The organism is Desulfomicrobium aestuarii (genome assembly GCF_055385525.1).
On the sequence record NZ_AP042427.1, the window covers coordinates 3,623,229 to 3,636,104 of the forward strand.

Below are 12,876 nucleotides of genomic sequence, written 5' to 3' on the forward strand. Positions count from 1 at the left end.
TCGATATCAACTTACGAGCGGAAATAAAATCACGTCTGGCGAATAGGAATTGATATGCATAAGAGGCGTTGAGTAATTATCGGTAAAATAAAGAAAATCGCCCCGGGACTGACTCAATCCCGGGGCGATCATGCGACAATCAGAGTTCGGAATTATTTTTTCCGTTCAAGACACAGGGCATGTGTCGTGCAGGCCGTCACGCAAGCCGGCTCAAGTCCTGCATCGAGCCTGTCCATGCAGTAGTCGCACTTTCCCACGACGTTCTCTTCTTCATGCAGAACGGGGATGTTCCATGGGCAGGCGGAGATGCACGATTCGCATCCGATGCAGAGTTCCTTGATCACGTAGACCAATCCGTCGGATTCCCTGCGCACCATGGCCTGGGTCGGACAGGCTTCGACACATGCCGGGTCCTCACAGTGGTAGCAGCTGCGGAAGGACGGCTTCATGACGATCTTGCCGTTCTTGAACTCCGGAGCCCCGGAAGTGTGCACGGCGTACTTGATGCCGACGGGATTGTTGTTCTTGACCTTGCAGTGCACCTCGCAGGCTTTGCAGTGGATGCAACGCGACTTGTCCAATTTCATTCTGTAGTTGCTCATCGTTGCCTCCCCTAGATTTTGCGCACGCCGACGAAGTGTTCCTGCATGGACAGACATCCGCCGCCCTTGTCCCAGCATTCCAGGCCGCCGGGCATGAGTTCGTTGTCGGCTGCGCCCTTGCCGATGGCCCTGGATTCAGCGGGCAGCTTGTGGCCGAACCCGTGAACCATGAACAGGGCTTCGGGATGCACGCACTCGGTCACGAAGGCCTTGAGCCTGCCGGTCTGGCCTTTGCCCGAGAAGACCTCGACCAGGTCGCCGTCGGCGATGCCCAGCTTCTCGGCGCGGCTGGGGTGAATCCAGGCCACGTTCTCTGGCATCTGTTCGGCCAGCAGGGGGTTGTTCACGGTGTGCCCCTGGGTGTGGACGCCGACGCGGCCGAAGGCGATGCGGAACATGCCCTCGGGCGGGCTCGCCGGCGAAACGTACGGAGGAAGGGTCTCGTGTCCGGCCTTGGCCCACTTGCCGCTGACCATCTCGATCTTGCCCGAGGGCGTCGGCAGCGTGATCTCGGACATGGGGCGGTAGAGGGGCTTGTCGGCCAGTTCCACGAAGCCCTTGGCGTCGAAGTCCTCGATGGTCACGCCCGTCTCCTGGAGCTGGTAGTTCCAGATGTCCTCGATGCTGTCGAAGGACAGGCCTTCGATGCCCAGGCGCTTGGCCAGTCCGCAGAGGATCTCCCATTCGGCCTTGGAGTCGAAGGTGGGCTCCTGGACGCGCTTGCGCACGAAGAACTGCGGCTTGAGGCCCGCCTTGCCGGCGATGATGCTCTCACGTGCCAGGTAGGTGGACAGGGGCAGAACCACGTCGGAGTGCCAAGCCGTGTCGGACCAGGAGAAGGTGATGCTGACCAGCAGGTCGAGCTTCTCCCATTTCTTCTTTACGGCCTCGGGGTCCGGCATGGCCATGAGGGGGTCGTGGCGGAAGCAGAGGTAGGCCCGGATGGGGTACGGTTCGCCCGTGACGATGGCGTCGTAGGCCAGGTTCACGAGGCCCGGGCCGGCGTCGAACTGCGGGTACTTCCAGCCCACGCCGTCGGCGCGCTTCTCTTCGGGTTTGGGGAAGAGGTCCACGAGCTTCTTGAGGCCCTTGCGGCCCACTTCCTTGGCCGTGTTGACGAAGGGCAGCCCGCCCTTGGCGGCGAAGGCGCCGAGCAGGGCGTTGATGATGTAGGCCGTGCGGCAGACCTGGAAGGAGTCGTTGTAGCGGGCGACCATCCAGCCGGGGTGCCAGATGACGCTGGGCGCTGCCGCCGAAAGCTGGCGGGCCAGGTCGCGGATGCCCTCGGCCGTGGCGCCGGTCTCGGCGGCGGCCCACTCGGGGGTGTAGGGTTTGACGAATTCCTTGAGGCGGTCGAAGCCTTCCACGAACTGCTCGACGTATTCCTTGTTGTAGAGGTCGTCGTAGATCAGGGCGTGGATGACGCCCAGGTTGAAGGCGTAGTCCGTGCCGGGGCGGATCAGGAAGAAGTTGTCGGCCTTGCTCGCGCTGACCGTGCCGCGGATGTCGATGACGGTCAGCTTGGCCCCGCCGGCCATGCCGTCCAGGGTCGCGTTGACCTCGGCGACGTTGATGGCCTCCATGATGTTGCGGGTCTGGAGGATGATGTGCTTGGCGTTGCGCAGGTCGTAGGCGACCATCTTGCGGCCCACGCCGATGACGGACTGGGCGCCGTGCTGCACGTTGCGGGCGCAGGACGCGTCGTGGTTGCAGTAGTTGGGGGACCCGAGGCCGCGCATGAATGCCTGGTGCAGGTCGGGGAAGGGGCCGCCGCGGTCGGACCAGAGCACGGAACGCGGGCCGTGTTCGGCCATGACGTCCTTGAGCTTGTCGGCCACGTAGTCCAGGGCTTCGTCCCAGGACACGGCCTTCCACTTGCCTTCACCGCGTTCGCCCACGCGGATCAGCGGCGTCTGGGGTTTTTCCGGATCCTGCTCAAGGGCGATGCCCGCCGCGCCGCGGGCGCACAGTCCCCCTTTGAGGGGGGAAAATTCGTTGCCCTGGATGCGCACGGCCTTTCCGTCCCGCACGTCCGCCTGGATGGGGCAGCGCACGGTGCACATGCCGCAGACACTGAACACTGATTTGGTTGCCGTCATGGCCATCTCCCGGTGCTAAAGCGCGAAGCCCGAAAAAGCCGGCCCCGCTGATGGTTTCTCGATATGATTCCTCGTCACTAACTCCAGACGGCTCTTCTGCAAAATGGGGAGCCATAAAGTTCTTTTTTTCACAAAACGGGCGGGGTGCGCCATGTACGCGTCCCCTGCGGGCCTCTCAGCTTGTTCCAAAAGTACGCAATCGGCCCGTGTTCGCGCATGGGTCGGATTGGGGACCGGGTCCTAGGGTGCCGCAGGAGCAGGTGTCTCAGTTGCCACGCCGGCTCCGAGGATGGCCACCCCGCGAATGCGGTCCAGAAAGGCGTCCCACCTGACGTCCGGCCTGTCCTCCCCCGGCCGGAGGGTCGAGATGGCGAGCCTGCCGATGACGGCCCGCCCGGTCCCGCCGTCCGGCAGAACGGTCCGCACGCCCCAGATGTTGTGCAGCAGCAGCGGTTCGCCCCTGGAGTCGGTGCCTAAGTAGAGTCCGATGTGACCCGGCATGGAGATGAGCGTGAGGAAGGGTCTGCCCTGGCTTCGGATTGTCGAGAGCTTCTGTTCGGCGTTCAGGCCTTCGAAGCTGATCTGGCGTTCGCCTTGCTTCGCCTGCTGCGACGAATTGCGCGGCAGCCAGACGCCGAAGGGCAGGAAAAGGTCGCGCAGGGTGGATGAGCAGTCCCTGTTCTCGTACAGCCCGCCCCAGCCGTAAAGCTGGCCCGCCATGGCGTCGGCCAGGCCGGCCAGCGTCCGCGAGGTCAGTGGCAGGGGCATGGGGGCCGCCTGCTGCGGGCCGAGCTGGGCCAGCCCGGTCCGCGCCCTGCCGTCGGCGTCGCGCAGGGGGACCCTGACGACGAGGTCCTGCCCCATATGGGAATGCAGGGGGAAAATGGCTCCGATGTGCGCCTGCCCAAGATATTTCCCCGCCCCGACGAGCGGCGTCTCGTCCTCGCGCACGGCGGCCATGACGCGCGTGCGGTACTCCTTGCGGAAAGGCTCGTCGGCCAGGGCCACATCCTCCTGGCGCACCCAGCCGGATGTGAAGGCCGTCTCCACATACACCCAGGCCCGGTCCCGGGAAACGTGGGAGATGAAGACGGGCGTGCCAAGCCACAGGGCGCTGTTCTGGAAATAGTCGAAGGGGAAGCCCTCCCCCGGCAGGTCGGGGTTCAGGAAGAACGGGCGGAGCGAGGGCAGGACGCGCAGGGCGGTGTTGCGCGTGGCGATGGCGGGGAGTGCCATGGACGGATAGAAGGCCATGTCCTGCAGGGCGACTGTCTTGTCCCAGCGCTCCCTGGGGTAGGGCTGGAGGTTTTCGGCATAACCCTGCTTGGTGCCGTAGGCCGCCGTGCCCCAGAAGGCCTCCTTGGCCGGGATGGATGTCCGGGCCAGGTCCCACGGTGCAAAAAAGCGCTCCAGAGCCCGCTCGTGCAGGATGACCTGTTCCGCAAGCCCCAGCAGAGGGGAATCCGACAGGGGCACAGCCTGCTCGACGCGCTGGGGGACGTGCAGCAGCACATCCGGCAGCGTCTCGGGCAACTCCGGGATTTCCGTCCGGACCGGGGGCGGGGGTTCCGGAGCCGTGGGCGGCTGCTTGCCGGCGCAGCCGGTAAGAACCGCAAAGGCCGCACACGCGGACAGCAGCCAGAGGCCGAGGAGGCGCTTCATGCTTCGCATCCTTGTTCGGGGTGTTGTTCGGCGGGTTTCGCGGTCTCAGTATACCTTGCGCCGCGAAAAGCCTTTGCCGATGACATTGAACGTGTTCTCGAAAATGACGAAGGCTTCGGGGTCCAGCGTGAAGATCAGTTCTTCGAGTTTTTTCTGCTGCACGTTGTTGACCACCGTCATGACGACCTGTTTCGGCAGGCCCGTGTAGCCGCCACGTCCCTCCAGCAGCGTGACCCCCCTCTGCGCCTCCTTCATGATGGCGTCGGCGATGGCCCCGGCATGTTCGGACACGATGAAAACGAGCTTGCGCTGGTTGAACATGCTCAGGACGTAGTCCGTGACCTGCCCGGTGACGAAGACGAGGACCAGGGAATACAGGACCAGGTCCGGGTCCATGAGGGCGAAGCTGGCCGTGAAGAGGGTGGCGTTGAAGAGGAAGCTGATCTGCCCGATGCGGAAGCCGAAGCGCTGGTGCAGGATGATGCCGATGATGTCCAGGCCCCCGGATGACCCCAGGGAACGCAGGCTGATGCCGACACCCGTGCCGGCCAGGATGCCGGCGGCGATGGCCGCCAGGAGCCGGTCGTGCACCGGAAAGGTGATGGTGAGGAGTTCCATCCAGGCCGTGATGGCCAGCATCCCGTAGACGGTGTAGAGCAGGAAACGTCGGCTGACCATGATCCAGCCGAACACGGCGATGGGGATGTTCAGGACGAGGAGCCAGAGCCCAGGGCTCAGGGTCTTGGTGAAATAGAAGATGAGCAGCGCGATGCCCGAGACGCCTCCGGTCAGGAAGCCATGGGGCACGGCCAGGGATTTGACGCCGAGGGCGAAGAAGAAGCTGCCGGCGGTCAGCAGGAACAGGTTCCAGGGGATGGAGTAGGCGAAGCGCCTCAGGTTCGTGTTCATGTTCCCCAGCTTGCATCGTTTCGGGGAAATGTCCATACATCAAACGCATGTCGGGGCCTGCCCCGGTTTGCATACGGTTTCCGTCCCCTGTACATGTGCATATCGCCCCGGAGGTTCCGGAGGCCGACAAGGACGTCCATAACGAGGAGGCGACATGCCCGCTCTCAAGGTTGCGACACATATCGACTTTCCGGCCATGACCAGACTGTTCCAGGGCGCCTCCGGGGAAAACCGGCGCTTCCTGTTCGAGCACGAGGTCTACGACCTGCTGCGGAACCTGGGCTCCGAGACTCCGCCCCGCAACATCCTCCTGCGCGCCGGCACGCGCCCCCCGGACGAGGAGCTGCTGTCCCTGCCCGGGGACAAGGTCGTGCTCAAGATCGTGTCCCCCTTCATCGTGCACAAGAGCGACGTGGGCGGGGTGCGGGTCGTGCCGAAGCAGCCCGACAGGATTCGTTCCACCTGGCGGCGGATGATGTACGAGGTGGCCGAGAGTTACGCCGACCGCATCGAGCGCCGGCCCGACCACGCGCCGGAGCGGTACGCCGGCCTGGCCGGGGACGCCCTGGTTTCGGCCATCTCCCAGGACATCCGCGGCGTGCTCATGGTCCAGTTCCTGCCGCCGGACTCCGGCTCCTTCGGCAACGAGCTCCTCGTGGGCCTTCGCGCCACCCGCGAGTTCGGGATGGTTCTCACGGCGGGCGTGGGCGGGACCAACACGGAACTCCTGGCCGAGAACTTCCGCAAGAACCGCAGCATCATCTCGGCCTCCACGGAACTCAACGACGGCGAGTCCTTTTTCGAGCTCTTCCGCAGGACCGTGTCCTACAGGGTCCTGACCGGGAAGGCGCGCGGGCAGAAACGCGTGGTGGCCGACGAGCAGCTCATCGAATGCTTCTCCGCCTTCATCCAGGTCGGAAATTTCTTCTCGCCGACCAGGGCAGACGCTCCCTTCGTCATCGAGGAACTGGAGATCAACCCCTTCGCCTTCCAGGACTTCATGATGGTGCCCCTGGACGGCATGTGCCGCTTTTCCGAGCGCCCATCGTCCTTCAAGGCGCCGCGGCCCGTGGAGCGCATCAACGCCCTGCTCCATCCCGCGCGCATCGGTATCATCGGCGTGTCCACCTCGCGCCGGAACTTCGGGCGGGTCATCCTGCAGAACGTCCTGGCCCACGGCTTTCCGGCCGAGAACGTCACCGTGATCCACCCTTCGGCCTCCGAGGTGGACGGGGTATCCTGCGTGCCGAGCCTGGCGGCCCTGACGGAGCCCGTGGACCTCTTCGTCGTGGCCGTGGCGGCCGAGGGCGTCCCGCAGCTCATCGAGGAGGTCATGGAGACGGGCAAGGCCGCGTCCGTCCTGCTCATCCCCGGCGGCCTGGGCGAGACGCCGGACAGTCGTGAGCTGGCCCGGCGCATCATGGAGCGCATCGACGAGGGGCACCGCAGCGGCGACGGGCCGGTCTTCCTTGGCGGTAATTCCATGGGCGTCATCTCCCATCCCGGACGCTACGACACCTGGTTCATCCCCGAAGAGAAGCTGCCCAAGGCGCGCGGGCACTACCATCGCAACTCGGCCTTCATCAGCCAGTCCGGGGCGTTCATGGCCACGCGCATGAGCCGCGCCCCCGAGCTGGACCCGGCCTACCTCATCTCCATCGGCAACCAGAACGATCTGACCCTGGGCGACCTCATGGCCTATTTCAAGGACCACCCGGACATGGATGTGGTCGGCGTCTATTGCGAGGGGTTCAACGACCTCGACGGCGTGCACTTCACCCGCGCCGTGCGCCAGGCCGTGCTGGCCGGGAAGGAGATCGTCTTCTACAAGGCCGGCCGCACGCCCGAGGGCAAGACCGCGACCTCCAGCCACACGGCGTCCCTGGCCGGGGACTACACGGTCTGCGAGTCCTGCCTGACCCAGGCCGGGGCCATCGTGGTCCGCTCCTTCAATCAGTTTACGGAGCTGTGCATGCTGGCCAAGGGGCTGCACGGCAAGGCCATCGGCGGCAACCGTCTGGCGGCGGTGTCCACGGCCGGGTACGAGGCCGTGGGCATGGCCGACAACATCAGCGCCGACGACTTCGAACTGCGCATGGCCGCCTTCGCGCCGTCCACCAGGGAGCGCCTGGGCCGGGCCCTGGCGGCCTGCGGTCTGGGCGCGCTGGTGGAGGTCAAGAACCCGCTGGACATCAATCCGGCCGCCACGGACGCCCTCTTCGTCGAAGTCGTGGAAGCCCTGGCCGCGGACCCGGGCGTGGACCTGGCTGTCATCGGCATGATCCCCCTCACGCCGTCCATGTCGTCTCTGGCCATGGACCTGAGCCAGAACATCGCCGAGCGCATCGGCGACATCGCGCGGCAGAGCTCCAAGCCCATGGTGGCCGTGGTCGACGGGGGAGAGATGTACAACCCCTTCGCGGCCATGCTGCGCGAGCGGGGCATGCCCGTGTTCCGGGATGCGGACCGCGCCGTGCGGGCCCTGGGGCTCTATGTCCAGGCCAGGCTTGGGGCGGAGAATCTGCGGTGCAGGCGTGAGCCCGGAGATGCGGGGGAGGGATGCTAGTCTTCGGAGCCGCGGCGCTGGGCCTTGAGGCGCGAATGCCGCGCCTTGGACGCAAGGCGCCGTTCTTTAGAGGCGCGCGAAGGCTTGGTGGCCTTGCGCGCCTTGGGCCGGACGGCTGCCTGGGCCACCAGCAGGGCCAGACGCTCCAAGGCCGCCTTGCGGTTGCCCTCCTGGGTGCGGTGGGACTCGGCCCGCAAAACCAGTTCGCCGTCTGCCGTCAGGCGCCTGCCGGCCAGGGCGGCCAGGCGCGCCAGCCCGTCCTCGTCCAGCCCGATGATGGCGTCCAGCCGCACCCGCAGGCGCACGGCCGTGGCCACCTTGTTCACGTTCTGGCCCCCGGGGCCGCCGGCGCGGATGCACTCGAAGCGGATGTCCTCGTCCTCGATATGGATGCGGGAAGTGATGCGCATGCGTCCGACCTAGCGGAAATGCCTCGGCCTTGAAAGCGGAAAGGGCCGCCGAAGCAGCCCTTTCCGAGTTCGAATCCGATGCAGCCTAGCCGCAGCTTCCGCCGCAGCCGCACGACGAGCAGCCCCCGCCTTCGGGGAAGACCATGCTCGATTCCACGGAAAATCCCGTATTCTGGTCAAAGAGGACCGTCACCGGTTTGGCCTGCTCGAACAGCGCCTCTTCCATCAGGAAAGAGTACCCGTCGATCTCGAAGACCTGATCGCCGTTCTTGTGCTCGTCCAGGGCCAGGCCCAGCCTTGGGCCGCCGCATCCGGACGCCAGGTATATGCGGATGGGTTCCTTGTCCTTGCCTTTGAAGTGCTCGTCCAACTGCTCTTTGGCAGTCGGTTGGATATTGAACATAGATGCCTCCTATTTAATTAATAGAGGAATCTTTAATAATCGGCTCCGCCCTGTCAAGGAGGGCCCTAAAAGAAAGCGGCCGGACATGCGCATGTCCGGCCGCCGTTTTTTTCTCCCCGAGAGGGGAAGTCAGCGCATGAGGTAGAAGCCCAGATCGGTGTCGTAGCTCTTCTGGTCCGTGAACTGGCATCCGACGTAGCGGTCGCTCATATAGCGTACGCGAACCACGCGGCTTATCTCCGAGCGTCGCGAGTCGTCGAGGCGGAAGGTGACGTTCAGGAGTTCGTTCCTGTTAAGGCGGTGCCCCAGAAGCGTCGTGAAGCCCAGGCCGTTGAGGGAGACGTTCTCCACGAGAAAATCTCCGGCCTCGCCGGTCTCGGTGTTGGTGAAGCTCCCGGCCAGCTGGACGTCCTTGCGGTAGTACTGGCGGCGTTCGGTGGCCTGCTTTTCCTCGCTGAACATCTGGAAGAGGTTGGAGCCGACGTCGCGGAACTTGCGGAAGCCCTGCGGCTCGTTCCGGCAGGAATCGCAGATGCCGAGCACCGGCGCCACATCGTCCTGCACCGCCGAGAGGGTTTCCTGGGCCAGGGAAAAGTAGGGCATCTGGCGCGCGGCGGACTGTTGGGAGATTTTGGCGCTCAGGCGATGTCCGACATCGATCGCCGGCATCTTGAGCGTATTGGGCATGATCACGGCGAAGGTGTCGGACCTGATGCGGCAGGCTACGTCGACCTTGCGGATTTCGTCCTTGAGGACCGTGGACATCAGCTGCAGGACCCGGTCGATGGTGATCGTGCCGTGGTCCTCGTTGAGCTTGCGCAGGTTTTCGATTTTCAGCAGCACGACGCTGGTGGGAATGCCGTAGCGCTTGCAGACCTCGATCTCGCGCTCCATGTGGCGGTCGAAGGTCCTTTTGTTGGCCAGGCCCGTCAGGAGGTCCGTCTCGGCCATGCGCTTCATGGCCTGGAAGTAGTACGCCTTCTCCAGCGCCAGGGAGGTTATTTCGGCCATGGCCGAAAAATCCTGCAGGTGTTTCGGGGTGAAGGGGGCGCCGCTGCGGGTGTCGATCATTTCGAGGACGCCGTAGACCGTGTCGCCGCTTTTGAGGGGAACGGCCATGAGGCTTTTGCAGCCCTTGGTTTTGGCCGTCAGGAACAGTGCGGGGAAGCGGGAGTCGCTGTCGGCGTCCTCGACGAGGAGCGGTTCGCCGCAGTTGGCGACCCATCCGGCGACGCCCTTTCCCTTGCGAAGCTTCTTGCCGCCGAGGAGTTCGGCCTTGTCGCCGGACACGTGGCTGAAGGTCAGGTCGCCTGTTTCAGGTTCCACCAGCAGGGCGGCGAGATGGCGGGGGGTAAAGTAGCGTTCCACGCTTCCGCAGATGTCGCTCAACGTTTTCTGGATGCTGGCCCGATGCGAAGTCCCGCGCGCTATCTCAAGAAGGACTTGAATGCACGAAGAAGCGGTCTGCGATTCCATGGCGTCACTCCTGCGGGTACGTCAATATGACTTTACGAATATCTTACTTCCATTGGAGAAAAAGCCTTTCTTTGTCAAATGTCTTTGATGGCGCAGATGGTTACGCCCTTGTCGCGGGTCCGTGCCCATGTTTCCAGTGCGGACAGGGTGGCGGGATAGGGATGTCCTATGGCCACGGCCACTCCGGTGCGCTTGGCCAGGGATTCCGCTTTGCGCAGTTGCAGGAGGATGGCATGCTCCGTCGCTGAATTGTCGAGGAAGATGTGGCGCCTGTAGTACCGCATGCCGAGTTTTCTGCTCACCTCGCGCACGCTGCTTTTCGGGGTGGTCAGGCTGTCCAGAAAGAACTTCCCGCGTCCTTTGAGATGCGCCAGAACAACGGTCATGGCTTTTGCGTCGCGGGTCAGTTTCGAACCCATGTGGTTGTTGACCCCGTCGACTTCCGGCAGGCGCGAGAGATTGTCGACAAGGGTCCGTTCCAGCGCCGCTTCGGACATGTTCGTGCGCAGCGTGCCGGGACCGGAGTCGGCGGTCTTGGGGTAGCCGTCGGGTTCGCTCGGCAGGTGCAGAAGAAGTTCGAGGCCCTCTTGCCTGGCCAGGCCGGCCACCTGCCTGGCCTTGGTGTTGTGGGGCAGGACCGAGAAGGTGACCTTGAAGGGCAGTTCGGCCAGGCGCTTGGCCGCGGCCATGCTCTCGCCGAGGTCGTCGATGACGATGACCAGCTTCGGGGCCGCGGCGACGGGTTCGTCCGGTTCCGGCGCTTCGGGCGGGAGCGTGAGGGGCAGGAAGAGGTGGTGCGTGGGTTCGCCGAGAATGGAGATCTCGAGGTCCCGCGGGTTGCCGTCGACCGTGGCCAGCGAGGCCTGGGGCTCCAGCTGGGAGATGTTCTGCTTGAGGCGGGCCAGGAAATCGAAGACATCCTGGCCCAGTGAAACGGTCAGGTTTTGGTAGAAGAATTCCTGCCCGTTGTGCACGCGCGCTTCCACGGCCTTGTGGCGCATGACGATGTCCCGGCCGCCCGCCGATTCCAGCGCCAGCAGGATGGCCAGGTCGACGTTGCGGACCCTGGTGTCGAAATCGTCCGTCTGGGCTTCGTAGGCCTGGGTTGTGGCCTGTTCGGAAGGCTTGGGGGCGCCGCGCTCCTGCGAAGGTGCAGGTGCGGCCGGCGTGGTCGGGACCGCCGGTTCCACCGGAGGCTGGACAGGAGCGGGCCGTTCCATTGGAGACGCCTGCGGTCCGGGGCTCGTGGATTCGGGGGCGCGCAGGGGCAGGCGCAGCGCGAGAAACAGGCTCAGGCCGGTCACCAGGATGATGCATGGCCAGAGGAGGGCTCTGAACAGGGAGAGTTTCGGGAAGCCGGCCGGAGCTTTTTTCCCTTTTCTTTTTTTCGGGGGCATTGGTCTTCGGAAAAACGTCGGGGCGGCCAGTGCCGCCCCGACGTCTCGTCATGGCGATCGGTATGATCAGTTGGTGAGCTGCATGAACCGCGGCAGGGATTTTACCATGCTCAGGCCCACTCGCAGTTGGTTGTCCTTGGCCAGGGCATCCTTCACGTCGGTCTCCACGGCCCCCGGCTGGCTGTCGCCGTTGGGGTTGTCCAGGTGCTTGGCCAGGTTGGACTCCCTGAAATCGGCGCCTTCCTCGGCATTTTCCGCCGCGGCCACAAAGGGCAGTTCCAGGTCGGGATCGATCCCTTCGGCCTGGATGGAGCGCCCGTTCGGTGTGTAGTAGAGGGCGATGGTCAACTTGACCGCCGAACCGTCGGACAGGGGCATGATGGTCTGCACGGATCCCTTTCCGAAGGTTTTCTCTCCGATCAGGATGGCCCGCTTGCGGTCCTGCAGGGCGCCGGCCACGATCTCCGAGGCCGAGGCCGAACCGGAGTTGATCAGCACCACCACGGGGCAGTTGACGTCGGTGGACTGCTTCGTGGCCGTCTCGTCCTTGCGGCTCTTGGGATCGCGGCCCTGGGTGTAGACGATGAGACCGTCGCGCAGGAAGGTGTCCGTCACGGAGATGGCCTGGTTCAGAAGGCCGCCGGGGTTGTTGCGCAGGTCGAGCACGATGCCCTTGAGTTCCTTGCTTGCGGTGTATTCGCCGAGCTTGCGATGCAGGTCCTCGGTGGTGTTGGCCTTGAAATCCGTCAGCCGGACGTGCAGATAGCCGGGCTCCAGCTCCCTCGTCTTGACGCTGATGAGCGGGATGGTGCCGCGCACGATGGTGACCTTTTCGGGGGCCTGTGAGTCCTTGTGCAGGATGGTCAGCTCCACGGCCTTGCCCTTGGGCCCGCGGATCTTGGACACGGCCTCCTCCAGGGAGATGTCCAGGGCCGAAACCCCGTCGATCTCGATGATGATGTCCCCGGCACGCAGGCCGGCCTTGTCCGCGGGAGTGTCCTCGATGGGCGCGATGACGGTCAGGCGCTTGTCGCGCACGCCGATCTGGATGCCGATACCGCCGAACTCGCCCTGAAACTCCTCCTGCATCATTTTGAACTTGTCGAGGTCGATGAAGGTGGAGTGGGGGTCGATGGAGTTGAGCATGCCTTCGATGGCGCCGTGGATGAGGTCCGTGCGGTTGACCTCCTGGACGTAGTTCTTCTCGATCAGGTCGAGAACCTGGCTGAACTGCTTCAGGGCCTGGTAGTGGTCCGTGTCGCGGGCCTGGCTGGATGAGACGGTGCCGCAGAGGGCGGCCAGAAGAACCATCGTGCCAAGGAGATGGCTAAGGCGCATGATGTCCTCCCTGA

10 protein-coding genes are annotated in these 12,876 nt (G+C 64.4%); 1 reads left to right on the forward strand and 9 read right to left on the reverse strand.

The features are described from left to right. Nucleotides 1-152 precede the first annotated feature (152 nt). The 4 genes from ACZ5AC_RS16670 to ACZ5AC_RS16685 all read right to left on the reverse strand — a co-directional run bounded on the left by ACZ5AC_RS16670 (nt 153) and on the right by ACZ5AC_RS16685 (nt 5,272). Nucleotides 153-602, reverse strand: a complete 450-nt coding sequence (locus ACZ5AC_RS16670) for a 4Fe-4S dicluster domain-containing protein (protein ID WP_464248690.1) — start codon at nt 600-602, stop codon at nt 153-155. Between the two features lie 11 nt (nt 603-613). Beyond that, nucleotides 614-2,701 (reverse strand): molybdopterin-dependent oxidoreductase, encoded by a 2,088-nt coding sequence (locus ACZ5AC_RS16675; protein WP_464248691.1) that lies wholly within the window; start codon nt 2,699-2,701, stop codon nt 614-616. Between the two features lie 240 nt (nt 2,702-2,941). Next, complete coding sequence (locus ACZ5AC_RS16680; protein WP_464248692.1) at nt 2,942-4,363, reverse strand: SH3 domain-containing protein; 1,422 nt, start codon at nt 4,361-4,363, stop codon at nt 2,942-2,944. Nucleotides 4,364-4,408: 45 nt separating this feature from the next. Further along, a complete protein-coding gene (locus tag ACZ5AC_RS16685; protein ID WP_464248693.1) occupies nt 4,409-5,272 on the reverse strand; it encodes a YitT family protein in 864 nt (287 codons plus the stop codon). Nucleotides 5,273-5,426: 154 nt separating this feature from the next. On the opposite strand from ACZ5AC_RS16685, the gene ACZ5AC_RS16690 reads away from it, so the two are divergent. Next, nucleotides 5,427-7,838 carry an acetate--CoA ligase family protein gene (locus ACZ5AC_RS16690; protein ID WP_464248694.1) on the forward strand — a complete coding sequence of 804 codons (2,412 nt, stop codon included), beginning with the start codon at nt 5,427-5,429 and terminating at the stop codon, nt 7,836-7,838. Here ACZ5AC_RS16690 and arfB read toward each other — a convergent pair. The 5 genes from arfB to ACZ5AC_RS16715 form a co-directional block, all read right to left on the reverse strand. Then, the gene (gene arfB / locus ACZ5AC_RS16695) at nt 7,835-8,248 is read right to left on the reverse strand and encodes an alternative ribosome rescue aminoacyl-tRNA hydrolase ArfB (RefSeq protein WP_464248695.1); all 414 of its coding nucleotides are present in this window, start codon (nt 8,246-8,248) and stop codon (nt 7,835-7,837) included. The genes ACZ5AC_RS16690 and arfB overlap by 4 nt on opposite strands. A gap of 85 nt (nt 8,249-8,333) precedes the next feature. After that, the gene (locus ACZ5AC_RS16700; protein WP_464248696.1) at nt 8,334-8,651 is read right to left on the reverse strand and encodes an IscA/HesB family protein; all 318 of its coding nucleotides are present in this window, start codon (nt 8,649-8,651) and stop codon (nt 8,334-8,336) included. Nucleotides 8,652-8,780: 129 nt separating this feature from the next. Beyond that, a complete protein-coding gene (locus ACZ5AC_RS16705; RefSeq protein ID WP_464248697.1) occupies nt 8,781-10,127 on the reverse strand; it encodes a sensor domain-containing diguanylate cyclase in 1,347 nt (448 codons plus the stop codon). A 74-nt stretch (nt 10,128-10,201) separates the two neighbouring features. Then, nucleotides 10,202-11,524, reverse strand: coding sequence for a divergent polysaccharide deacetylase family protein (locus ACZ5AC_RS16710; protein WP_464248698.1), 1,323 nt, complete (start codon nt 11,522-11,524; stop codon nt 10,202-10,204). 66 nt (nt 11,525-11,590) lie between these two features. Continuing rightward, nucleotides 11,591-12,862 carry a S41 family peptidase gene (locus ACZ5AC_RS16715; protein ID WP_464248699.1) on the reverse strand — a complete coding sequence of 424 codons (1,272 nt, stop codon included), beginning with the start codon at nt 12,860-12,862 and terminating at the stop codon, nt 11,591-11,593. Nucleotides 12,863-12,876: the final 14 nt, after the last annotated feature.